General features: G+C 44.3%; 23 protein-coding genes and 1 tRNA gene. 7 read left to right on the forward strand and 17 right to left on the reverse strand.

From position 1 onward, the window contains the following. Positions 1–704, reverse strand: a 704-nt coding sequence (locus tag R7Z49_RS13100; RefSeq protein ID WP_318111726.1) for a 3'-5' exonuclease, incomplete at its 3' end; no start/stop codon positions are given. 641 nt (positions 705–1,345) lie between these two features. On the opposite strand from R7Z49_RS13100, the gene umuD reads away from it, so the two are divergent. After that, the gene (gene umuD / locus R7Z49_RS13105; RefSeq protein WP_238777583.1) at positions 1,346–1,795 is read left to right on the forward strand and encodes a translesion error-prone DNA polymerase V autoproteolytic subunit; all 450 of its coding nucleotides are present in this window, start codon (positions 1,346–1,348) and stop codon (positions 1,793–1,795) included. A gap of 7 nt (positions 1,796–1,802) precedes the next feature. Continuing rightward, a complete protein-coding gene (gene umuC, locus R7Z49_RS13110) occupies positions 1,803–3,071 on the forward strand; it encodes a translesion error-prone DNA polymerase V subunit UmuC (RefSeq protein ID WP_213966033.1) in 1,269 nt (422 codons plus the stop codon). A gap of 10 nt (positions 3,072–3,081) precedes the next feature. Here umuC and mobI read toward each other — a convergent pair whose 3' ends face one another. Continuing rightward, positions 3,082–3,525 (reverse strand): conjugative transfer protein MobI(A/C), encoded by a 444-nt coding sequence (gene mobI, locus R7Z49_RS13115; RefSeq protein WP_029627953.1) that lies wholly within the window; start codon positions 3,523–3,525, stop codon positions 3,082–3,084. Positions 3,526–3,989: 464 nt separating this feature from the next. On the opposite strand from mobI, the gene R7Z49_RS13120 reads away from it, so the two are divergent. Next, a complete protein-coding gene (locus R7Z49_RS13120; RefSeq protein ID WP_213966034.1) occupies positions 3,990–4,964 on the forward strand; it encodes a ParM/StbA family protein in 975 nt (324 codons plus the stop codon). Positions 4,965–4,966: 2 nt separating this feature from the next. Further along, on the forward strand, positions 4,967–5,239 hold the full coding sequence (locus tag R7Z49_RS13125; protein WP_041154127.1) for a hypothetical protein: 273 nt from the start codon (positions 4,967–4,969) through the stop codon (positions 5,237–5,239). Between the two features lie 115 nt (positions 5,240–5,354). Here R7Z49_RS13125 and R7Z49_RS13130 read toward each other — a convergent pair whose 3' ends face one another. From R7Z49_RS13130 to R7Z49_RS13140, 3 genes are all read right to left on the reverse strand, one after another. Further along, positions 5,355–5,546, reverse strand: a complete 192-nt coding sequence (locus tag R7Z49_RS13130) for a helix-turn-helix transcriptional regulator (RefSeq protein WP_065274308.1) — start codon at positions 5,544–5,546, stop codon at positions 5,355–5,357. Positions 5,547–5,630: 84 nt separating this feature from the next. Continuing rightward, complete coding sequence (locus R7Z49_RS13135) at positions 5,631–6,863, reverse strand: tyrosine-type recombinase/integrase (protein ID WP_213966035.1); 1,233 nt, start codon at positions 6,861–6,863, stop codon at positions 5,631–5,633. A 583-nt stretch (positions 6,864–7,446) separates the two neighbouring features. Beyond that, on the reverse strand, positions 7,447–8,553 hold the full coding sequence (locus R7Z49_RS13140) for an HNH endonuclease signature motif containing protein (RefSeq protein ID WP_318111729.1): 1,107 nt from the start codon (positions 8,551–8,553) through the stop codon (positions 7,447–7,449). A 103-nt stretch (positions 8,554–8,656) separates the two neighbouring features. Here R7Z49_RS13140 and R7Z49_RS13145 point away from each other — a divergent pair, with 103 nt between their 5' ends. Continuing rightward, positions 8,657–9,211 (forward strand): recombinase family protein, encoded by a 555-nt coding sequence (locus R7Z49_RS13145; RefSeq protein WP_069513722.1) that lies wholly within the window; start codon positions 8,657–8,659, stop codon positions 9,209–9,211. Positions 9,212–9,401: 190 nt separating this feature from the next. Next, on the forward strand, positions 9,402–10,340 hold the full coding sequence (locus tag R7Z49_RS13150; RefSeq protein ID WP_242531368.1) for a hypothetical protein: 939 nt from the start codon (positions 9,402–9,404) through the stop codon (positions 10,338–10,340). Between the two features lie 127 nt (positions 10,341–10,467). Here R7Z49_RS13150 and R7Z49_RS13155 read toward each other — a convergent pair whose 3' ends face one another. The 4 genes from R7Z49_RS13155 to R7Z49_RS13170 form a co-directional block, all read right to left on the reverse strand. Beyond that, complete coding sequence (locus tag R7Z49_RS13155) at positions 10,468–12,171, reverse strand: site-specific integrase (RefSeq protein ID WP_193291840.1); 1,704 nt, start codon at positions 12,169–12,171, stop codon at positions 10,468–10,470. A gap of 93 nt (positions 12,172–12,264) precedes the next feature. Continuing rightward, positions 12,265–12,352, reverse strand: a tRNA-Ser gene (locus R7Z49_RS13160). 144 nt (positions 12,353–12,496) lie between these two features. Next, a complete protein-coding gene (locus R7Z49_RS13165) occupies positions 12,497–12,946 on the reverse strand; it encodes an L-alanine exporter AlaE (RefSeq protein WP_206949123.1) in 450 nt (149 codons plus the stop codon). Between the two features lie 502 nt (positions 12,947–13,448). Then, positions 13,449–15,869: a hybrid sensor histidine kinase/response regulator gene (locus R7Z49_RS13170; RefSeq protein ID WP_258615441.1), complete on the reverse strand. Its 2,421-nt coding sequence runs from the start codon at positions 15,867–15,869 to the stop codon at positions 13,449–13,451. A 51-nt stretch (positions 15,870–15,920) separates the two neighbouring features. Here R7Z49_RS13170 and R7Z49_RS13175 point away from each other — a divergent pair, with 51 nt between their 5' ends. After that, positions 15,921–16,532, forward strand: a complete 612-nt coding sequence (locus R7Z49_RS13175) for a YecA family protein (protein ID WP_155604193.1) — start codon at positions 15,921–15,923, stop codon at positions 16,530–16,532. A 73-nt stretch (positions 16,533–16,605) separates the two neighbouring features. Here R7Z49_RS13175 and R7Z49_RS13180 read toward each other — a convergent pair whose 3' ends face one another. The 8 genes from R7Z49_RS13180 to tolB all read right to left on the reverse strand — a co-directional run bounded on the left by R7Z49_RS13180 (position 16,606) and on the right by tolB (position 23,924). After that, positions 16,606–17,772, reverse strand: a complete 1,167-nt coding sequence (locus tag R7Z49_RS13180) for a glutathionylspermidine synthase family protein (RefSeq protein ID WP_318111731.1) — start codon at positions 17,770–17,772, stop codon at positions 16,606–16,608. Between the two features lie 8 nt (positions 17,773–17,780). Continuing rightward, complete coding sequence (locus tag R7Z49_RS13185; RefSeq protein WP_258615378.1) at positions 17,781–18,350, reverse strand: DUF1190 domain-containing protein; 570 nt, start codon at positions 18,348–18,350, stop codon at positions 17,781–17,783. 8 nt (positions 18,351–18,358) lie between these two features. Beyond that, entirely contained in the window at positions 18,359–18,775 is a 417-nt protein-coding gene (locus R7Z49_RS13190) for a DUF350 domain-containing protein (RefSeq protein ID WP_005378281.1), read from the reverse strand. Then, positions 18,775–19,818 carry a potassium channel protein gene (locus R7Z49_RS13195; protein WP_017635053.1) on the reverse strand — a complete coding sequence of 348 codons (1,044 nt, stop codon included), beginning with the start codon at positions 19,816–19,818 and terminating at the stop codon, positions 18,775–18,777. The genes R7Z49_RS13190 and R7Z49_RS13195 overlap by 1 nt, the downstream gene beginning before the upstream one ends. Before the next feature lie 118 nt (positions 19,819–19,936). Then, entirely contained in the window at positions 19,937–20,998 is a 1,062-nt protein-coding gene (gene nadA / locus R7Z49_RS13200) for a quinolinate synthase NadA (RefSeq protein WP_064367997.1), read from the reverse strand. Between the two features lie 250 nt (positions 20,999–21,248). Then, positions 21,249–22,001 carry a tol-pal system protein YbgF gene (gene ybgF, locus R7Z49_RS13205; RefSeq protein WP_005387926.1) on the reverse strand — a complete coding sequence of 251 codons (753 nt, stop codon included), beginning with the start codon at positions 21,999–22,001 and terminating at the stop codon, positions 21,249–21,251. A 15-nt stretch (positions 22,002–22,016) separates the two neighbouring features. Next, the gene (pal, locus tag R7Z49_RS13210) at positions 22,017–22,541 is read right to left on the reverse strand and encodes a peptidoglycan-associated lipoprotein Pal (RefSeq protein ID WP_005378293.1); all 525 of its coding nucleotides are present in this window, start codon (positions 22,539–22,541) and stop codon (positions 22,017–22,019) included. A 30-nt stretch (positions 22,542–22,571) separates the two neighbouring features. Then, the gene (tolB, locus tag R7Z49_RS13215; RefSeq protein ID WP_005387925.1) at positions 22,572–23,924 is read right to left on the reverse strand and encodes a Tol-Pal system beta propeller repeat protein TolB; all 1,353 of its coding nucleotides are present in this window, start codon (positions 23,922–23,924) and stop codon (positions 22,572–22,574) included. Between the last annotated feature and the right edge of the window lie 4 nt (positions 23,925–23,928).

Raw genomic sequence — 23,928 nt, forward strand, 5'->3', positions numbered from 1 at the left:
GGCGCACCAAACGCACGAACTAACACAGTTCGCCTGTCTGCTTCAGACAACAAGTTTGCAACGGACTCGGGCAACAATTGAAACAACCAGGCCATCGCCAAACAATCGGTTGCAGCCCGGTGTCCTTCATAGAACCAACCTAAGCGAAGCAGCAGGTACTCAAGTTTCCGACTTTCAAAACCCAGTGCCTTCCAATCTATGCCGCTAGCTGAACAGGCCCAAGATAGATGGCCTAATGCAGCAAACCGCTTTTCAAAGAAAGGACGATCAAACTGTGCATTGTGTGCAACCACCAGCGGATCATCGGATAACCAACTCGCTACCAGAGCATCATCAATGCGCTGGCCTTGCACCATCTCATCGGTGATACCGGTTAACTCAGTAATCAGCTCAGGGATTGGCTTGCCGGGATCTTCATACAGGCTGATCACATCAACAATTGACACAATCCGCTTAGCTGATGGGCTGTAAAGCACCTTAACCATACCAAGCTCAATAATGGACTCATCATCGGCAGACAGTCCGGTTGTCTCTGTATCGAGCAGCACCATTGGCTGTTCATCACCGACCATAGGAGAAAGTTCAAGTGGCCAGGACTGCGGCTCACGCGTTAATGGAATACGCTCCAGCAATCTAAAATCTTCTGGTCTTTCTGGGATATCCGCGAGGCGCTCTAGCGGAAATGGCGCAGGGGCTCTTGTCATTGATTGTTCCTCTTCAATTTTATTGTTCGCTTTGATTTATTTCACTGTGCCACAGGTTGTACAAAATGCACCTTGGATACCTCAGCGTTTTTTTTAATCTTTCTACTGGGTGAACCCATGTATGAAGGCTTTGGCTAAGCCTTTCAGGTAGCCTTAGCTAAACCGTTTAGGTAACCCTTACCGAAACCCTTTACGCATGGCTTAGCCAACCCCTTTTCAAACGGTTGCAAAAGGCTTGAACTGAGTTCGACTGAGCATCTTAATGGTGCTCCTGACTTCGCTTTAAGCCTGTAAATTCAATACGAAGCAGAATTTTACTAACTGTTTTTAAACCCTTTGCAAAGGGTTCAACAAGCCTTGTTTGACGGTTACTTGACCCATGCGTTAACCAGTAGCAGTAACAGGATCAGTAACAGAAACAAGAGCAGTAGGCAGAAGCAGTATTGTCCAAGCCTTGCAGGCTTTGACGAGGGCGAGCGATCCCCCACATCAAGCTTTTCAACACAAAAAAGAAATCACTCACGACACAACGTCTTACTCGAACAACTACAATTTTACCTACAATTTTACTTGTAGAAATCAGCATAGCATTAGATACTGTATAAACAAACAGTATTGATTATAATTTTTCGAGGTTCGTCATGAGTATCTCGCTGATAGGCCGTAGCGGCGCACTTGCCTTCATCAAAGCCAAGCGCCTTCGTATTCCATTGTTTATGGAACGTGTTTCTGCTGGTTTTCCCTCACCAGCGCAGGATTATGTTGAGCAAACGCTCGACCTCAACGAGCTGTGCATCAAGCGACCGGCTGCAACGTTCTTTGTGCGTGTTGAAGGTGATTCAATGATTGATGCCGGGATTCACCAAGATGATATTTTGGTGGTTGATCGCTCTGTCCAAGCCGAACACGGTGACATTGTCATCGCGGGTATCCATGGTGAACTCACGGTAAAGGAGCTTCAACTAAGGCCGTGCGTCAAGCTGATCCCAAGAAACCAAGCGTATGAGCCCATCCATATTCCTGAAGGGACAGAGTTAGAGATATTTGGCGTGGTTACCAATGTGGTGCGAAACATGCGCCGCAAGTCGTGACTAGCCCATGCCAGTATTTGCCTTGGTGGACTGCAACAACTTTTACGCCAGTTGTGAGAAGCTGTTTCGTCCTGATTTAAAAGATACGCCGGTTGTGGTGCTGTCTAACAATGACGGCTGCGTGGTTGCACGCTCACGTGAAGCTAAGTTACTCGGTATTAAAATGGGCGTACCCGTCTTTCAAATCAAAGCTGAAATGCAGCGTCATGGCATTTTGGCTTTTTCATCCAACTATGCACTGTATGCGGATTTAAGCAGTCGAGTGATGCGCACTTTGGAAGAGATGGCACCACGAGTAGAGGTTTACTCCATTGACGAAGCGTTTTTGGACTTAACCGGTATTGAGTCTGCCATATCTCTTGTCGAGTTCGGACAACAAGTGCGAGAGCGCATAGGCCACTGGATTGGGATCACCGTCTGTGTAGGCATTGCACCGACTAAAACACTCGCCAAACTGGCTAACCATGCCGCCAAAAAATATCCAGCTACTCAGGGGGTTGTAGACCTGACCAATCCAGATCGGCAACGTCGATTGCTCGCATTAGTCCCGGTTGATGATGTTTGGGGCGTTGGTAGACGGCTTTCTAAGCGTTTAAATGCGTTGGGTATCACCACAGCCTTAGACCTCGCCAATGCCTCTCCTAGAGCCATCAGAGACCAGTTTTCGGTGGTTTTAGAAAGAACCGTCAGAGAGCTCAATGGTGAGTCGTGCATTGAACTAGAAGAGATCCCGCCAATCAAGAAACAAATCGTCTGTAGCCGTTCATTTGGCGTAAAAGTGACGCACTTTGAATTGTTACGTGAAGCCGTATGCGAATACGCAACCCGCGCCACTGAGAAGCTTCGCAAAGAACAGCAGCAAGCCAAAGTGCTGACCGTGTTTATACGTACCAGCCCCTTTAAGGACAACGAGCCGCAGTACAGCAACTCTGCATCGGGTGAATTGCTAATCCCCAGTTGCGACACGCGGGATTTTATCGAGCTGGCCAATCACTTACTCAAGCGGATATGGAAGGATGGTTTTCGTTATGCCAAAGCGGGCGTCATGCTGTCTGACTTTTACGATCCTGGCATGTTTCAACCAGGACTATTCGATGAGGTATCGACCCGCTCCAATAGCCAACAGTTAATGTCTGTATTGGACACCATTAATCAAAGCGGTGCCGGAAAGGTTTTCTTTGCTGGACAAGGTACGAAGAAAGACTGGTCGATGAAGCGAGAGCATTTGTCTCCCGCCTACACAACACGCTGGGACCAGTTGCCACGAGTGAAGTAGACCCTGTGATTCAATAGGCATTCACTCTGCGACGCAGCATGTTGAGCTTATCTACTTGGCGTCGAACATCACTGAAGAATTCTTCTTTCTCCATGGCCAGCGCTAACTCCCATTCTTTGGCTAGACCTTGGCAGTCCAAAAATGAGTATCTCAGCTTCGTCTTTGAAATACGCAGTCCCTTGCTAAAGACCACGCGCTTGCCACGTTGACCGTGAAAACTGTTGATGTACCACTCTATGCCAAAGCCATACTTAAAGTCTCTGATACGGACACCAAGCAGCCCCCAATCTTTAAAGGGCGCATTTTCGCGAACCTTGTAATGGGTAACCCAAAAGTCATCAACTTCAGCTCGTGCCAGCGCTTTTAGCCTGTCTGTTTCTTGCTGAAGTAAATCTGATACCTCTGCTTTCCATTGTTCATTGACGATTTCTACCAAACCAATTTCCCCATCCAATTAACCCCAAAAGCCAAAACCACTATCCGTTTGGCTTTTGGATCGAAACGCCAAACGTAAAACTGCCGTAGCAATCACTGTTTGGCGTCTCGATATAAATCGACTCGCGCAATCCCATATCTGACAAGGGATGCAGCCCGATTTCACTTAAAAACGCCTAAAAAGACGTATCGTCATGAAGATACAAACCGTTTGGCGAGTTCAGGCCAGAATGCAAACGACGTTTGGCGTCTCGATTTTTTTGGCTAGGTTATCCGCCGCCAAACAGAGCCTATTCTCATACTTTTGCGAAAATGCAATAGGCAGATAGATGAAAGGATTTGTCACCTTTCTGCCCACCGGCAGTGCACCAAATCCTGATAATGACATTTGAGTGAACCGCCAGAGCACTTGGAAATGCCCAAGCGTGAACAGCGCGGTTGATTGAAAACTGTTAGAGCACTTTGAGTGCACAGGAGATAAGTATGTTTATACTAGGCGTAGATATCGGTTACTCAAACCTGAAGCTGGCAATTGGCCAATCAGGCAGTGAACCGAAAACTATTATTCTACCTGCGGGTGCCGGTCCTGCGGATCGTATGCCTGAGCGTATCGGTGGAGGCGATGATGACACTTGTTTGTATGTGTCTGTCGATAATGAGCGTTGGGCCGCTGGTGTTCCTGCTGGACGCCTTCAAGGCTGGGAACGAGAGCTTCACCCGGAATATCCGACCACAAAAACCTATAAGGCGCTTTTTCATGCCGCCTTGTTAATGGCTGAAACAGAATCCATCGATTTGGTTGTCACTGGATTACCGGTTTCCCAGTTTCATGAACCACAACGTAAATCTGACCTTGTGAAGCGCCTAAAAGGTGTCCATCAAGTGACGCCTAAGCGCAGCATCACCGTTCATGACGTCAAAGTGCTGCCACAGCCTGCCGGTGCCTATATGGATCTGGTTCAAACAGGTGGTGATTTGGGCTTAATTGAAGAAGGTCGTGTCGTCGTCATCGATCCCGGCTTCTTTTCTGTTGACTGGGTTGCCCTTGAAGCCGGAGAAATTCGCTACAGCTCATCAGGAACCAGTCTTCAGGCAATGTCCGTGCTACTGGAAACCATTGATAAGCTGATTTCAGAAGATCATGGCGCCAAAGTGGGTATGGATCGACTTGAAAAAGCCATGAGAACCGGCGACTTACAGGTGCTGCTATTTGGAGAAAAGGTCGATATTTCACCTTATCTGAATGCTGCCATGAAAAAGGTAGCGCCTGTTGCTCTTACAGCCATGCGCCAATCCATGCGTGATGAAAGCATCAATGCGGACTTGGTATTGATCGCCGGAGGTGGAGCCATGGCTTATAAGGAAGCGGCCAAGGAGATTTTTTCACGAAGCAAGATCATCGTGCCGGAACAATCTGTTTTGGCGAACGTCCGAGGCTTCTGGTTTTATGGGGCATGATTATGAGAGTTGTGGTCAACATTCCCCCAGGGAGCCACCCTGAACTGCTCAAAGAATTGGAAAAGACGCCGCCACGGGAACGCGCTGAGCGCCTGCGGATGCTGGCCACCTTTGGCTTAATTCAAATGAGCCAAGCCAATCTATCCACGACATCTGTACCGGTGGATGGCCTTGCACCGGATGGTGACGTTACTTCTATGAGTACAGCGCCAGAACCCAAAGCAGAATCACGTAAACAATCATTAAAATCAAAACTAGGGCTGGGCCTTCAATAATCGTAAAACTTGGCCTGTATCCTCTACCTTATCAGCGAAAAAAATGACCCTAGAGCAAAGAGCCATAGGGTCAAAATTATCATCAAAAAATTTCATTTTACGCGATACCACGTGATTATTGGCTATCTCGCAAAGACTGCCGTTTCTCTATCCACTCATCAACTTCACTCTCTTTCCAGCCCACCGCTCTCATACCTAGCGGGATTGGCTTAGGAAATTCACCTCTTGAGATAAAAGCGTAGATCGTACTACGAGCGCAGCCAGTTTTCTCACTGAGCTCAGGCATTCTTATAATTCGTACCGTCATATAACCATCTCCTTATTTAGACTCATTAATAGTCTACAAAGCACAGTTTTGTCTGAAGACCATTTAGATGAACAATTTTCACACTTATCTGACTTGCATAACGTTTAAGACCGAGAACGAACCCACCGAGTTCTCTGAAATATAAGAACTCCACTTCTGCATCATTTCTCGGCGACGTTCCAAGTAGTCTGTCCGGTTGTAGGCATTTCGAATTCTATCTCGACCGACGTGTGCTAAAGCGACTTCAATTAAATCTGGATCTTCACCCCACTCATTCAACGTGGTACTTGCTAGTGAACGAAATCCGTGCGCAGTTGTTCGATTTTTAAAGCCAATTCGTCCCAGAGCTTTGTTGATTGATTCAGAATCGATATGACGGCTTAAACTGCGATTGGATGGAAAAATATATGGGCTGTTTGACGATAACGGCCTTATGTTTTCCAGTATCGATAAGGTCTCTGTTGTCAGCGGCACTCGATGCTCGCGCTTCATTTTCATCCGAGTACTTGGGATTATCCATGTGTTGGTATTGAAATCGATCTCATCCCAGCGAGCACCCGCAGCCTCTGATGGTCTTGCCATCGTGTGAAGTTGCCACTCGATAAGGCAGCGTGTTGTTATATATAAATTCGCGTGACCAAGCGCTCTCATTAAATCGGAAATTTCGTCAGGGCTAAGCGCCTTCATGTGCTCAACAATTGGCTTTTTAAAAACATCACGAATTCCACTCAATGGGTTATGTTCGATATAACCGCTGTTTACCGCAAAGTTCATCACCTCATTGAGCAATTGTGCCGTTCGCTTTACTGTTTCGAGCTTACCTTTGCTCTCTAGACTTCTTAAAGCTTCAATCACCATTGGAGCTTTAATCGACTTTAGGGGTATATTTCCCAGCTTGGGGAACGCATGAATCTCGAGTTTACGCCAGTTATCGTGAAGTGTTTTTTGCTTCAGTTGGCTAGATTTAAAATCTCGCCATTCCAGCGCGACTTGACATAAGGTTTGCGCTTGTGTCAGTTTCACTTGCGCCTTTTTCTCAAATTTATCTATCTTCGGATCAATTCCGTCAAGCAGAAGCCTACGCATTTCTTGAGCTTTTTCTCTCGCCTTAGCAAGAGTTATGTCTGGGTAAGGCCCAATCCCCATAAAGGTGTTCTTTCCAGATACTGGTCGTGTATATCTAAACTCCCAATATCGTGACCCCGATGGTCTAATGCAAAGGTATAATCCCCCGCCGTCCGAAAATCGAACCTGCTTATTGTTATCCGCTTTAAGAGTTTGAACTTGCTTTGCAGTCAACTTATTTAAGTTCGCCACGAGCACCTCCTTAGTCAAAAATGTAGGTGGATTAAGTGGTCGAATCTCGTCAAAAAAATCCACCTACACTTTTCGGTTTTATAATTATGATTTTCAATGCTTTAAGTAACTTATAAACATTGAAAAACAACCGTAAATGAATGCGACTTTTAGGGTAAAATAAGATGCAAAGTGTAGGTGGTTAGATAGATGAAAAAATCTGCGTACTATCTAACCTACACCCAAAATGTATATGGTGTAGAGCAACACTAGACATCTTTGGACGTAACTTATTGATTTGTAATATCTAGAGGCGTAAAAAAAGACGCTCTAAGACGTCTTTTTTTAAGAAATGGCGGTGAGTGAGAGATTCGAACTCTCGATTGCAAGCTACCAAGTGTAAACCATTAAATATCAATTACTTAAATTACACCAACTTCTAGCTTTGTACCAACTTTTTGTACAACAATACACGCAATATATAGCTTTAGAAGCTAACTTAATCTTTTCGAACAAATTAGACTCTGCGGTCGACCATTCAAAAGCTCAGCAGAGAACTCATTCATAAGGTGCTAATGTCAACGATGTTCACTTCGGCACCGAGCTAGCCGAAATGCTCCTTTCTGTGACAGTTTGGACATAAGGCTATGGCATTTTCTACAGTATCGTCTCCACCGTCAGCTAGGCGAATCCTATGATGAACTTCTAGGTAAGGCTGACCGTCCGATCTTTTCTCAAACGGAGCCTTGCTATTACAAGACTCACAATAACCCATCGCTCTGCTTAGCACTTCAGCTACAACATCTGGATTACGGTCATACACGTAGGTATGTACCACTCGTCGTTTCGGCTTCTTTGGGGCCTTAGCTAAGCGTTTCTTGCGCTTGTCAGATGACAACCTAAGTGATTCAGTAACTGACTGATTGAATACTTCAATCTCTGATGATTGGTTTATCTCAGGAGTTAATCCTAAAGCTCCAAGCTGGAACCACTTTGCATTTCCTTCGTCAAAATGGTTTAGGTACTTAAAGGCGCCTTTAAATTTAAACTTGGATTCATCATTGGTTTGACGAGTGAAGACAAAAATAGGAACAGAACCTGAATTGATAATGGCATGGTTTTCCTTGTAATCATCTTTGAATACATCACCGATGCTTTTCATGAAGTACTTAAGCAGCTTATTTTCAATCAACCATTTATTTTTATACTTGCCACCCTCGAAAGTTACTTTGACCAAAATACTTTTTAGTTGACCGTTTTCGAAGTATGGCAGAATCCCACCAGAACGAGTGTCATACCTGCCAACGATAGGAAGAAACTCTCTCGAGGAATATTCATTGTCAATGACAAACTCATCGAATGAGGTGAAGTCGTTTAGCTCGTGTTTAAACTTTTTTTCAAAATCAGGCAATATTTGCTCATATGACTTTAGCCCCAGCTGCTCAATTTCATCAACACTACCGTCTCGACTTTTCGTCGTGCTCAACAAGTACTTGTAAACATCACCAACTTTTCTGAAGCCGTTAATCCAAGGAATTTGGCTCTTGGTAACATTCTTCACCTTATCGGAAGTTCGGTGATCGTCAATTGCAGGTTTTAGTACAGACTCAAGAACAAATTTCTTAGCTAATTCAATGCTCACGGCTTCACCAGGTAATAGAGGTTTAGATAATATGGATACTACTAAAGTATACCGATTAGGTATACCCAAACGACTACGGTCAAACCTCCATCAAACAGTACCCATTAGGGTTGAATTAAAATTGTGACCACAATAAAATTTCTAACATCTTAGAGTTAAACGGGTACACCTAATGGCACACATAGCTTATCTGCGAGTTTCGACCACAGACCAAAATACAGACCGTCAACTTACAGATTCTGGTATCACCTTTGATAAGAGCTTTACAGATAAATGCAGTGGTGGCTCAACTAAACGGCCAGCGTTAGAAGCTCTTAAAGACTACGTTCGCGAAGGAGATACAATCCACGTTCATAGCATCGACCGCCTAGCGCGTAATTTGGTTGATTTAAAGCAGCTAATAAACGACTGGACTAACCAAGGTGTTAGCGTGAGATTCCACAAGGAAAACCTAAGCTTTAATGCTGGTGGAAGCGATCATATGTCTGAGCTCATGCTGAACATGCTAGGAGCTGTAGCTCAATTCGAGTTAGCAATGATTCAGGAAAGACGTCAGGAAGGCATTGAGAAAGCTAAAGCAGCAGGGAAGTATAAAGGTAGACCAACTAACACAACTAACCACCAGCGTATCGCTGAGCTACGTTCACAAGGAATGTCTTTAAGAAAGATCGCTTCCGAAGTGGGAGTCTCCTTATCCACAGTCCAAAGAGCCTTGGTAAAAGCTTAAAATACCGTAATCACAAAAAAATGAAAAAACGATCCGCTCATTTGGTGTAAAGATTACTACTAGCCGCAATCATGTTCGATATGTATTACCCCGAACCCTCCCCCCTCCTAGGGTTCCAATCAAACCAAAAAGAGAAACATTAATAATCAGTCATAGACCTACAGGTACATAACACACTATGAATCAATTCATGGCAGATAGCAGATTTGCGTATTTAGACCCTCGAACTCTCATACTCGATCCCGCGATGCAAGCCCGTGACGTTGAACTCATTAAAGACAAACGAGTACGTTCAGCGCAAGAGATTAAGCAAGAGAGTCAAAGCAAGGAGATTCTTGAAGACCTTCGTAATGGACAGCCTATAAGGCAGCCTATCACTGTTTTTGTGGTTGATGATAAGTATTACGTAGTGGATGGTTTCCACCGCACTGGAGCTTGTTTGAAGTACCTTGAAGAAAACCCTGATGCTGAATTGATGATTAACTCGTTGATCATAGAAAACCGTACTTACGCTGAGGCATTCTCAGCAGCCCAAGATGTCAATCAAGCGCATGGGGTTGGAGTTACTAAGGATGAAATAATGCAAGCTCAGTTTCGCAAGCTAATTGTTAACCGAGAGTTTGACCTGAGCGTCTCTCAAGTATGTGAGCTTGTTGGATGTAGTCGTGGTCAGGCTGCACACATTGCTAACGGCTTAAAAGCTTGTAAAGAAGCATTAGGGACTGACATCGAGATGAACGACTTAGAGAGCTTTGTTGAAGGCCTCCAGTTTGGCTTGGAGTCACGTTATTACCTACCCCAAAGCTGCTGGGACTCTAAGGGGTTTCCGAAGATTAGACGCCTCTCAGATGCTTTTAAGGGCAAAGATAATATATCTGACAAAGATGATGAGCAGTGGGAGCAAAAGCAAATTAAAGACGTCTCAAATAGCATCAGCCGCCTCATTGAGTTCTTTGGAGAGGATATCTTCAGGGAAGGTTTAAGAAAGGTCACTAGGGGATCTCAATTAGGTATCTCGATATCTCAACGGAGTAAGTGGCTGGAACAAGCTGGGACTATCGAAGGGAGTATTCAAGATAAAAATAGTGGAAATAAAGCTCCTAACGTAACCGAAAACTACGACTTTTAGAAATGACATTGCGAGCTCGTAAGCCTTATACCACAAGGCCTACGGGCTATTTAAGACCAAAGTGTACACGTGTGAACAGTGGGGAGACTTTAGGTGTACACAACAGTGTAAATACATTAACTAAAAGCTACCAAAGGCGTGGGACAGCCAACCTAGGCAAACAGTCTATTGCTTTCTTCTTAGCCTTCATATCAACCGTACCGTATGCTGCACCGATATTAGCCGGAGCGTGACCAGTGATAGCATCACTAACAGAATCAACCACTCCTAGACCACGCAAAACTGTTCTCAAAGAGTGCCTAAACGAGTGTGATGGCTGCTTGGTTATGCCTACCGTCTTGACCTGTTTACTCCACCACTTACCAATAGCACCAGACCTTTTACCGTGTTTGTTTGGCTTGTGCTCAGGGAATAGAAACTCTCCACAGGACGCCACATAATCCAAAAAGCCTAAATCAATGAGGTGCTCATGAATCGGTACTTGTCGAACAGACTTAACGTTTTTTACGTTCTGCTCTTCACCCTCACGAACATAAATAAAGTGAATATCTTCGTCTGATCGTTGTATATCTGAACTTCTAAGTTGAACCATTTCTTCAATCCGAGAACCCGTATACCTGCATAGAAGAGGCACCCAATAACAAGCCATGCCATAAGGCTTACTAGCAGTGACATCAGTGAATATATCTAGCTTAAATAACTGATTGATCTCACTAGGAGTAAAACCTTTAGCTTCCGCTACCGCAGACTTATTCTGTACTTTAGGAAGTGTTACGCCTTTGTACGGGTTGACGTCTATCAGACCAAGCTCAACAGCATAGCCAAATACAGGAGAAGTCTTTCTGAGAATAGTCTTAACGGTTGAAGGAGAGATTGTCTCAAGCCCTTTTGTTTTAACAAGCTCAAGCTGCTCAGGTACTGATTTGTTTCTAATCTCTTTAGCTTTAGACTTAGGCAATTGTAACAGGGTATCTTTGTATTTTGAGATATGACCTCTCGTTACATCAGCAACATCTAGATCCCCTATTATCTCTATAAGACGCTCTATCTGAGACTCAACCTCTGCCAAGGATTGAGAAGCTTTGCCATTAATAGATGCAGACTCAAGGTAACGCTTCAATAGACTCGAAATGGAGTTCTGAGATGGTTTCAAAGCCCTAGACGGTATCTTATCAGGCCTAGGTACTGAAATGGGCTCACTAGCGATTGAACTGGTTACGGGCTCATACCCAAAGTCTCGCTTGTGACGAGCCAAGCAGAGAGACTCAACTCGACGGGCGTAATCGTAAAAGGCACAGACCAAACGTCTATATGAAGCGCTTGTCTCACATACAACTAAACCTTCTATCTTTAGCTGTTCCTCAATGAAGTCTTTAAAACCTTCCAAAAGCTCTTGGTATTCCTCTTCAGTAGCTTTTGACGCATCTAGACCACTAAACTCAAATGTGTCAGACAAGCCGAATACGTGGAGACGCTTATCGCCCTCAACGCCATACCATTCATATCGAAGATAGCAATCATAGTTACCATTACCATCAACCTCATCTTTGACACGCAGATACCAACGCTCGGCAATGATCGCGCAATCACGGACATTAAGCTCAATATCAGATGAATTAGATAGCTTTAAATTAGCGAACTCGATTTGCTTGAGCGCATCATCAAGATGCTGAGGAAATCGCTGCTTTGCTTCAGAAAGGTTTTTCGTTTGAAGAGATTTCTTGAAGACTGTCTTACCGATTATAGGAACCAGCTTTTTTGGGACAGCCATTCTAAAGTAGTAAACACCAGTTTGAGGATGCTTATAAGGACTTGCCATGATGTTCGACATTGTACCTACTCTTTGTACCAGTAGGCAGCTTACATTAAAACACCAAACCCCTGTATTATAAGAAGTTCTTACACTACAAGGGCTTATAGAATGTGGCGGTGAGTGAGAGATTCGAACTCTCGATACGTTGCCGTATACACACTTTCCAGGCGTGCTCCTTCAGCCACTCGGACAACTCACCGAATCAAATTTTGGTTAGCATCATTGGCTAACGAGGCGCTAATTTAATGATTATGTGCCTGATGGTCAAGGCTAAACATAAAAAAAAGCGCCCTTTTCGAATCGATTGCTCACTAAGTAACTAAATTGAGCAAAACTGGGGCATTTAGATGCTTTGAGAATAACCGGGAACACGGAACCAACGGCGGCACATGTCCAAGAAGTACCCATACAACACACCCATGCCACAAGAAATAACAGCGTTACTTGCCACTGCGGTCACAATTTGATCTGTAGACGCGCCAACTGCGAATAAAATACCCGCATAAACTGGAGATTGAAATAGTACATAAGCGACCAGATCAGAGATGTTCTTCATAAAGGAAGACGGTGACACCTTACTACCTTGATACAGCATCCAATCACGAAAAACCCCATACGGCCAAGCAATGGCGATATTCACTGGAATCGATAGCGTACGCGATGCTAGAGATTGCTCAAATGTCATCCCTGAAATCAAAATCTCGACAATCATCCCTGTGATAAAGCAAAAAACAACCATAGCAAAGGTATCCGCTGCGGCGTGACGAATACAAAATGGTCCACGAGACTTCATTTACAAAACCCTTAAAATCAAACACTGCAATTAATAAAAATAATAAAACTATTAACCACTAAAAAGACATCAAGCCAGTTAATGATGCAATTAGAACACACAAAAACTAGCTTATGGCTCTGTATTTAAAATTAAGTTGTAAATTTATAACCAACTTTTAAAGTAAAAGTAGTTTTTTTCACCAATGGCGAGTAAAAACGCCTAAAATTACGTAAAAATGGTACAAAAACACGGATTTCACTTACATAAAAAGGGGTTACGATAATTATTTTGACGTAAAGTTAGAACAAAACTCGGACTGTAAACAGTCACTCCTATAGCTTATGCTACCAAGCTGCGAAAATTCAGAGTATTACCGATATAATCACAGTAGAAGGTCTTGCTGCTTTACTCGTAAAAGTAAAACTGCAAGCCTGTTCATTGCAGGTTAGAAGAGTTTGTGACGACGCTGGATGACGTATGAATAGTAAGAACAATTTACAGTTGCGCCATATTGATTCAGTTATGGTGAGGCCAGCAAAATCGTTAATGTATCGATATCATCTTGGTCCGGGGATTGCTGACGCTTTAAGTTACTTCTTATCCGTTCGGCGACTGAAGAAACGTCGCCACTGAGTTCAAGGGGAGCCTCCGCAATGATCGCTGAAATAGCCTCAAGTGCTTCATTAAGATGTCCATTATCTAGAGCGACATAGAAGTTGAGTAACCACTTTTCAGCATTAAAGCTATCTGCTGCATTTCCATCAAAGTCCGATTGGTACTGATATAACTGTGGCGCATGAAGATACAGTGCATCATTTAATTCAGACTCCACTATTGGTTTCGCTATTATGTGGTCTGCTCCTACATTAATCATACGCTCTTGTGTTTCTTTGAACACATCCGCTGTACAGCCAAAAATCAGTACCGACTTAGCAGGTGAACTCATTGCTCGAATGGCTGATATGGCCCCAACGCCATCTAGAACAGGCATATGATTATCCATCAGTATCAAATCAAATGGTTTGATCGCAACCTCATCGACTGCAAGCTGACCATTTTCGACACTTGTGCACTCAAAGCCCTTGGCTCGGAGGAAAGTTTCCATAATGATCGCATTTGTTCGGTTGTCTTCAACAATGAGTGCTTTCAACCCTTTACAGTTCAATTTATGTGTATTGATTGACTCTACTTTACCCGGCTTGCAAGGTGTAAGGGCAATTTCGACAGTAAAAGTCGTTCCAGCGTCCTCCTGACTCTCTACAACCACTTGCCCACCCATATGTTCCGCGATTTCTTTGACTATTGCTAAACCAAGCCCTGTACCACCAAACCGTCTAGTCGTTGATGACTCCGCTTGCTCAAAAGGACGAAAAATGCGTTTTTGTGCCTCTTTTGAAATACCAATTCCTGTATCTTTTACCTTTAGTATCAGCTTGGTGCCTGCCTTACTCGATTTCTCGGCTAGCTCTACCTCTACGATGCCACGATCGGTGAACTTAACAGCGTTATTGAGTAGATTGAACAATACTTGACGCAAACGGGCTTTGTCATTGTTGTACCAACGACCCGTTGGTAAATGCGAGACGACTCTAAAGCGAAGACCTTTTTCTGCACATAGCGTTTGATAAACACTCTTGATACTGCCGATAATCGACTCAATTGGGAAAGGCTTATTTTCAAACTCAACATGCCCTTGTTCAATTTTTGAGTAATCTAAAATCTCATTGAGTAATGTCATCATGTGATCACCTGAATCATAAAGTGTTCTCAGGTGCTTACGCTGCTCATCGGTAAGTGGTGTTTTTAACAGTATCTGGGCAGTTCCTAGTACACCGTTCATTGGTGTGCGAATCTCGTGGGACAATGTGGCTAAGAATGCCGTTTTAGCGTTTGTCGAAGCCTGAGCTTTTATTCTCTCCTGCTCTAAATAGATCGTCTTTTCATTGAACTTCTCGATAAGCTGTCCGATTTCGTCATCGCTATCGTAGTCAATATCTATGATCCCACCAGTTTTCGAGTCATCAATCTTAGCGGCAATGCGAACAATTGGTTCAACAATATAGCGATTCAGTAAGTAGTAACCGACCAAGACACACAAGAGCAAAAATGGAATGATCCTCCCCTCAACGCTCATCACTTGTTCAAACACTTGATCAGCGACTTTAGCTTTTGCGTTGACAACTTCCATGCGCCAATCGAACTCTCCGAAATCAAGCTCGCTGACATAAATTTCGTCCGTTAGTTGAAAGTTGTGCTCAATAATCACGTTTGAGTCAGCATCGCGAACCACTACCCCCAAAGAATGCTGGTTCGTGTGCTCTCGAATAAACTGAAAAAGTGCATCAAGTGATAGGTCTACCGTTACAACTCCAGCGAATCGACCGTTTTGGTAATATGGAGAAGATGCGGTAATCATCTGGACCTGAGTAAAGGTGTCGATGTAAACCGTAGACCAACTAACAGAACCTACCGGAGCATCGGCGGCAGCGACATACCAGGGTTCATTATCATAACCGCCAGATTCGGGGTTATTGTAGGAGTGAATTTGGTCAATACCACTATCACTGTTTTTATTGAAGAATAGACTTTTATATCTCCATTGTTCTGCTTTGAGCTCGGGTTTAGGCCATACGCCACCACTAACAAGCATCTTGTCACTCAATTGAAGAATATGTGGAATTATTGTGTTGAGAGATTGAATATTTTCAGTCCCTTGGGCTAGCCCTACTAAGCTGCTCAATACACCTGTAGAACTGAGGATGGGCTCTTTGATCTCAAGAGCCAGGAGTTGGGTACGTAACTCTAGGTTTTGCTCTAGCTTTTGTCTAACCGGTGGCTCAACAACCAAATAGGCGACAGAACCGATAGTGGCGATAAAGAAGCACAGGTAAAGTGTTAGGGCGAGAATGCTTTTTTTTCTAAGTGATGAGCGAATTTCCATAGATGTGTGAATCATTCCCTAATATCGATTTATCACTAATTGATTGGTAAGATGAGCGCAATCAACCAGCCCATTAACAAATGGTATTCTATTTTGAAACTACAAGACATCCTTTCTCTCCCAGAACTTGACGGTAAACTACTAAACCTAGCAAAAACTCAAGGCTTTGTAACAGCGATGGCTGCAGCGCCAAACGTATTAATGCCTCAAGAGTGGTTGCCATTCTTATGGGGTGGAGAAGAAACAGCGCCATTTACTGACGGTGAACAACTAGAGCAGTACATTGACGAGATTGTAGAAATGTGGAACCAAACTCGTCCCGCTCTCCTAGAAGGCACTTGGCAGTGGCCTGCAGGGTGCGCGCTAGATGAGCAAGACATTGTAACAAGTCAGGCTCGCGATTTCTGTGAAGGTGTATTACAAGGCTGGCAACTTGCGCGTGATGACTGGGAAACGTTGATGCCTGAGGATAGCGAAGATAATGCCCTACTCGGTGGTGTTTTACTTTCTCTTACTATGCTTTACGACCCAGAAACGACCATTGAAACATTGGCCGAACAAGGTATGGAAGGCTTAGAGCAGTTTGAGGAAATCTTCAATGCGATGCCAGTGATGTTATGTGGTCTTACCCAGCGCGGTGTTGCATTAGCTGAAGAACAATAGACGCAACGCTGTCGACCATCAAGATTGAACGGCTGAATAGACAAAAAGCTCTCCAAATGGAGAGCTTTTTTGATCATGTTAAAATTACATGTGGAATATACCGCGCCATATCTTGAGTCACTAAGCTACTGTCTTCCCTAATCGAAATACCGGCAGCTCTATCATTGACCAACCAACTGCCAATTAACGTATGGTTTTGCCCAAACTTAGGTAGTGGATGGTATTTCTGGACGATATTGAATTTAGATTCATAAGGCCCTGACGTTTTAACAAAACGTTTTCCATCGATGACGATCTCGATGTTCGCGCCCTCTCGAGAAAATAGTGGCTTGATGACATAATCTCTCATAGTGTTCGCTTTTGAATCGTTAGCAAAATAAGCGGGCAAAAGGTTCGGGTGGTTAGGAAAACGCTCCCACAATAACGGTAAAAGTGCTTTATTGGATAGAATCGACTTCCACATCGGTTCTAACCAGTTTACGTTCGCAGTCGCTAAGTACTTCGCATATTCCTCTTCAAACATAAACTCCCAAGGGTAAAGCTTAAACATCCAACGAATCGCTCTGTCGTCAGCATCCACAAACAGACCATCTTCCGTCACTCCAATATCTTCGACATGCACGAATGCCGTTGCTAACCCTGCCTCTCGCGCGCAATCCTCTAAATACTGGACAGTCCCTTTATCTTCTTCAGTGTACTTGCAGCAGCTAAAGTGAAGTGTTTGTCCTGGTTGGTATTTTGCTATTTCGGCAAAGCGCTCGATCAAAAAGTCTTGAAGAATATTGAATTGATCCGCGCTCTGGTGAACTCGACCTTTATTTACAACATCTTCTAGCCACACCCACAGCCAAAAGCCAGTTTCAAACAAGCTGGTTGGCGTATCCGCATTGTTTTCCAGTAATTTTGCTGGCGAGGTCCCGTTGTACGCGAAATCCAGCCGCGAATAAAGCGAAGGTTCGCTTCGTCTCCATGAAGAAGCGACCTGCTCCCACATAGATTCAGGGATCGCACATTGCGTCAGCAACCGCTCACTCCGAACGACTTCATCCACAATAGCCAGGCACATCTGATGCAGCTCTTCAGTGGGCGCTTCTATATCGCGCTCAATTTGCTCCAGCGTGAATTGATAGTAAGCACTCTCATCCCAATACGGTTGGTCATACATGGTATGGAAACCAAAACCAAACTGGCGTGCTAATTCACGCCAGTTTTCGCGCTCTTGTATTTCTCGTCGAAACATAGTGCTTTTTAACCGCCTCGACTGACCGACACCGCTTTACCAAACCCGCCTCGAGACATCGCCCTGCCAATGGTGCCGCCACCACGTTTATTAAGGCTATTCGTCGCAACTTTGGTCGGCTGATTTCGGTAGGAGCCAAAGAATTGTCCTGATCCATTATAGAATTTGGATTTATAACGGTACATCGGCTCTGAGTAATAGCTCTTGTTATAACCTTTCAACCCGCTTAATGAGCGACTGTAAAAAAAACCGCCAAAGTTAGGTACATAAGCTCGGGAACTGGAACTGTAGTAACAATCATCCTCGTAGAAATCATTCTCGCATTCGAACTCGCTGCGGTAGCGAGGGGCATTTTGTTCGGCACGAGCTAAAGCTTCTTGGTATGCAATGTCACACTGTTCACTAAACTCAGGCGAGTTAGATTTACACTCATCGGCATCAGAAAAAATGTACCCTTCTGTTTTTGACTCGTACGTAGCAAAGAAGAAAATACCACCAAAGGCAGCAAAGGGAAGAATTTTCCCAAGCTTTAAGCTTTTGTCCATGGAAGAACGTTTAACGTTAGAACTCCGCTTCATCGTTCCTCCTAGTAAGTCATGCAAGCGGCATTCAATACGCCAACCGAAACAGAAACTGCGGCTAATACAATACCAGCTGGCAGTTCATCTTTTTCGATACGCTCTGCCACTTTCGGTAGTAAAATAAAGCGTACAATTGCAAATGCGATAATTTGAGCAAGCATTGCGACAACGCCCCATACCATAAAATCGACGATATTGACTGAGTTTTTTGCCGCCCCCGAAATCGCGAGACAGTAACCAAGGAAAGCCCCACTTAGCGCAATCGCTGCTGCTGTATTTTGTTTTTCTTTAATCAGATGCCACTCATCGTATGGCGTCAACTTGACGTAGATGAACTTAAACGCCAATACAAAAATAATAGAAACAGAGAAATAGAGTAAAAAGTTTGGGAAGCCTGCTAACAGGCCGGCAATCATGTGCATTATTGTTCCTTGTTCATTTCTTTCCAGGCAAAATCTTCAATACGTTCATCTGCAATGTAAAACAGCTTGGTACTCGCGGGTACTTCAGCATCTAAATCTGGGTTGAGTTGAATACCATCGCCAATATCAAAAGCAATCAGCGTGGCATGATGGCGTCTTTTGAGAAAAACGAAGAGATTCTCAATAGTGGTGGCAGACTGACCCTCGGGATAAATAACTGAGTATTGCGTCATACCTCGTGTTGAAGCCAAAAGCTCCTGATGAAGCGCACTTGAGCCCGGGTCAACCGCCGCTTTTGCCAACATTTCTGCGCCAACAGCAGGTATGCATTCCGCTTTCGGGCAATGCTGACTTAGAAGTCGGCCGAGCGCTTCATCTTTAAAGTAAGCGACCAAATGAGCGGAAGGGTTTACAGATGCGCAGTACAGAGCGGCTGACAAGGTAATGTCGTCCGAGAGATTATCCACAATAATGCAAGCGGCTTCGGCAATATTGGCGTTTTTCATCTCTTGCGAATCGGTATAACTGGTCACTTTGATAAAACTGATTTCGCCAGGTAACGGGTTCTCTATTTCTGAACGGCTGCATAAAACAATCGGGCGCTTTCCCTCTTCTTCATGTTGTAACATGCGAATAAGGTGCATCGTTCTCGATCCATTCCAGCCCAACAATACAATATGGTTTTCCACTCTTACTCTCCGTTTTCCTAAAATACCCGCTCGCCAATAGTCCATCGCTGCTCCAGCGACACGCCCCAATAATGCGGCGAATAAGCTCAAACCGCCGGGGATTACAAATAGTACGACAACCCATTTACCCAAATCTGTTACTGGAGAATGGTCGCCATAACCCACCGTACTCGCCGTAACCATGAGGTAATAGATAAAGTTAGCGAAACTGTCTGTTAATGCGGTTTCACCAGCGAGAACCAACAGCCACCATGAAAGGCTCACATATAAGCCACTAAAGATGAGAAGGCTTCGGTTGCTCAATTTAAAAAGGTGTGAACTAAGCCACTTTTTAACTACTAACCACACCGCCATAAATTTATGACCTCGATATTCATTGATTGCATCAATAGTAACTCATTGATAGTAAGACACAAAAAAACCAGCCATATTCGGCTGGTTTTTGAGATTTACTTTCAGTTACGCCTACTTTTTAAGCATTACCTTTCACTTGCATATTTAGCTGCTCAGCAAAATCTAGCATGCGGTTAAGCGGTATAAGGGATTTAACACGCAGTTCTTCGTCAACAAAAATCTCGTGCTCTTCACCACCTTCACTAAGCGCTTTCTCAATTGCTTTCAAACCGTTCATTGCCATCCAAGGACAGTGTGCACAGCTGCGACATGTTGCGCCTGCACCTGCGGTTGGCGCTTCGATAAGTTCTTTCTCTGGCACAAGTTGCTGCATTTTAAAGAAAATGCCTTTGTCTGTCGCAACGATCATTTGTTTGTGAGGAAGCTCTTTCGCTGCTTTGATCAGCTGACTCGTTGATCCAACGGCATCGGCAAGTTCTACGACGCTTGCTGGTGACTCAGGGTGAACCAAAATAGCCGCATCTGGATACACGCTCTTCATTTTTCGTAGCGCATCAGCAGAGAACTCATCATGAACCACACACTCACCTTGCCAAAGCAGCATATCTGCGCCAGTTTTGTTAGCGATGTACGATCCTAGGTGACGGTCTGGTCCCCAAATAATTGGCTTATCTTCAGCGTCTAAGTGTTCCACGATTTCAAGCGCAATGCTCGATGTAACGACCCAGTCGGCACGGGCTTTAACCGCTGCTGAAGTATTTGCGTAAACTACAACCGTATGATCAGGGTGAGCATCACAAAACTCGCTGAACTTATCCGCAGGACAGCCAAGGTCGAGCGAACATTCCGCTTCCAACGTTGGCATTAGAATGCGCTTTTCTGGTGTCAGAATTTTGGCCGACTCGCCCATAAAGCGAACACCACCAATAATCAATGTACTTGCAGGGTGACGATTACCAAACTTCGCCATTTCCAACGAGTCACCAACAAACCCGCCAGTGTCTTCAGCTAGGGCTTGAATCTCAGGGTCGGTATAATAGTGCGCGATAAGTACCGCATCTTTTTCTTTGAGTAACTTTTTAATACGCTCAATGTAAGATGCTTTTTCTTCTTCGCTTAATGGAACTGGTTTCGGTGGGAATGGGTAAACAGTGTCGATTTTATCTAATATATGGCTCATTGCTCTTGCTCTACGCAACTTCCTTTAATCCGAGTATTGTAACCTCGTTAATTTTCAAAAACCAACTTGTCGCGGGGATTTCTAGCGGTCTAGCCGTATATCTTTGTTACAGGTAGCATTTCCGAGTAGCGAAATCGGTGCAACACAAGGTCAGAGGCTCTGCATCATTGCTATCGACTTAGCCGTTCTGCACCAACAGAAAATGGAAAAGAAAAAGGAAGCCGAGGCTTCCTTTTCAAAACATAACGTCTTACAGCTTAGAGCTGGCAAGTTTTGCAGATGCACTACCTGGGTATTCATCAACCACTTGTTGGTAGTACTTTTTCGCTTGAGCTGCATTGTTATTACGCTCAGCGATTTCGCCTAATTTAAGCAACGCATCGGCTCGCTTATTGGAGTCTTTGTAAGACACCACAGCGGCAAAACTTTTCACTGCATCCTCATCCTGCTTTTTAGCGAAGTACAACTGACCTAGCCAGTAGTGAGAATTCGCTGAATATGTAGAATCAGGATAATCTTTCTGGAACTGCTGGAACGCTGCAATTGCGCCAGTGTAGTCACGTTTCTTGAGGATGAGGTCGACTGCATTTTGGTATGCCGTTTGCTCATCAACATTTGGTGTGTACTGACCACCTGTTTTAGCCGGTTTCGCTTCTTGCGCAGGCGCGGATTTTATCTCTCCACGAACACGATCCAGCTCGACAAACAACTCTCGTTGACGTTGCAACATTTGCTTCATTTCGTAGCTATTTCGCTCTAATTGACCACGCAATTCACTGATCTCTTGTGACATTTGGTCAATTTGCTGTTGCATTTGGAGCTGAACGCGATTGCGATTTTGTAGCAAACGTTCTAGACGCTCTACTTCCGTTTCAGATGAACGGCTCTTAGAGACGGATGATGTGCTGTTGAGATCGGATACTGGAGCTGGTGCAGCGAACGCAAAGTTCGCTGCACTTGCCAGTAACGTAAGCGCAACAGCGCGCTTAGTGTTACTGAACATGAGGATTACCTCGAATTAGTATACTAGAACCGCGCGACGGTTCTTAGCGTAAACTTCATCTGATTGACCTAGAAGAAGTGGCTTCTCTTCACCGTAGCTAACGATTGAGATTTGGTCAGCTTGAACACCTAGTGCTTGTAGGTAGTTCGCTACTGCTTGTGCACGACGCTCACCTAGAGCAATGTTGTACTCAGGTGTACCGCGCTCATCAGCGTGACCTTCGATAGTTACGTTAAGTGCTGGGTTCTTGCTTAGGTAAGAAGCGTGAGCCGCTAGCATCTCTTCGTAATCTGCTGCAATTGTTGAGTTGTCAAAAGCAAAGTAGATTGTTTGAGTTTCACGTAGCGCTTGCTCTTTTAGCTCTTGCTCTGTCAACTGACCGCTTTGATCAATTGGCGTAGCTACTGTTGTTTCCACTGCGCCATTGTTGTTTGTTGCTGCACCAGTGTTAGAAGCAGCGTCGTCGCTTGAACTACACGCTGTAACAGCCATTACAGGAAGCGCGATTAGTAGCCCTTTTAGAACCTTGTTCAGTTGCATCTTATTTTCCTTTATTAATCAAACTTATTACTACAAAAACGGTGACCATGCAGGCGCTCGAACACGCCCATTTGTTGCCGGTAATCTAGCTTTGAATCGACCATCAATTGACACCATCGATAGTACGTTTTTCTTGTTGTAAATCGAGCTATACACAACCATGCCACCGTTTGGGGCAATACTAGGAGACTCATCAAGCAAGGTCTTAGTTAAGACTTGAAGAGCACCAGTTTCCAAATCTTGTTTCGCCAAATTAAATCCTGCGTTGCTGCGGTTCACCATAACTAGGAATCGCCCATCAGGAGTAATCTGACCACCCAAATTTTGGCTGCCTTGCCAAGTCAAACGGTCAATAGAACCGCTGCCCAAATTTACTTGATAAATCTGTGGTTTACCACCCCTATCCGATGTGAAAATCAACGATTTTCCATCCGGATGCCAGAACGGTTCCGTATTATTTGATCTGCCACGCGTAATTTGCGTCAGCTTACGAGTGTTAAGGTCAAACGTATAAACATGAAGCGAGCCTGTTTTAGAAAGAACAATCGCTAACTTATTGCCATCTGGCGAAAATCTTGGCGCACCATTGTGACGTGGGTATGAAGTAATTTTCTCACGTTCACCGGTGTAGATGTTCATGATGAAGATTTCTGCTTGGCCATTTTGGAAGCTAACATACGCAAGCTTTTTACCATCTGGTGACCACGCTGGTGACATTAATGGTTGCTTAGAACGTAAAACCAGACGCTCATTGTAGCCATCGTAATCAGCGACTCGAAGTTGGTAAGGGAAACGGTCTTTATCGTTCACTACCACATATGCGATACGAGTCATGAAAGCGCCACGGTCGCCAGTTAACTGTTCATACACCAAATCAGAGATACGGTGAGCGTACTCACGCATACGAGGCCCTTGAACAGTGGCTACTTTATTGAATAGCACATGATCTTTTGACAGAACCAATTCACCGTCACTACCAAGCGCCTTACTCTTCCCACCTGTTAACTGACCACGCACAATATCAACAAGTTGATAGTTGATAACGTAGTCACCTTGGTCGTTTTGCTTGATTGAACCAGTCAATAGCGCATCCACACCTAAATTGGTCCAAGCATCAAAATTAACTTCTGATTCACTGAACGGTGTTTGTGGCATTTTGCTCGTTGGAACTGGGCTGAATTTACCACTACGTTGTAAATCCGAGGCGATAACAGCAGAAACATCCGTTGGAAGCGCTTGTGTGCCCTCCCACTTAAACGGAACAACAGCAATTGGTCGTGCTGAATCAATACCATCGGTAATGACCAACTCTAATGCGGCATTCGCCACATTTGTCATACTGCTAAACAGTACAAACATTCCTAGTAAAAGGCGTCTAATCACGTCT

It is taken from the genome of Vibrio sp. 1562 (assembly GCF_033340155.1).
GTDB classification, from domain to species: domain Bacteria; phylum Pseudomonadota; class Gammaproteobacteria; order Enterobacterales; family Vibrionaceae; genus Vibrio; species Vibrio alginolyticus.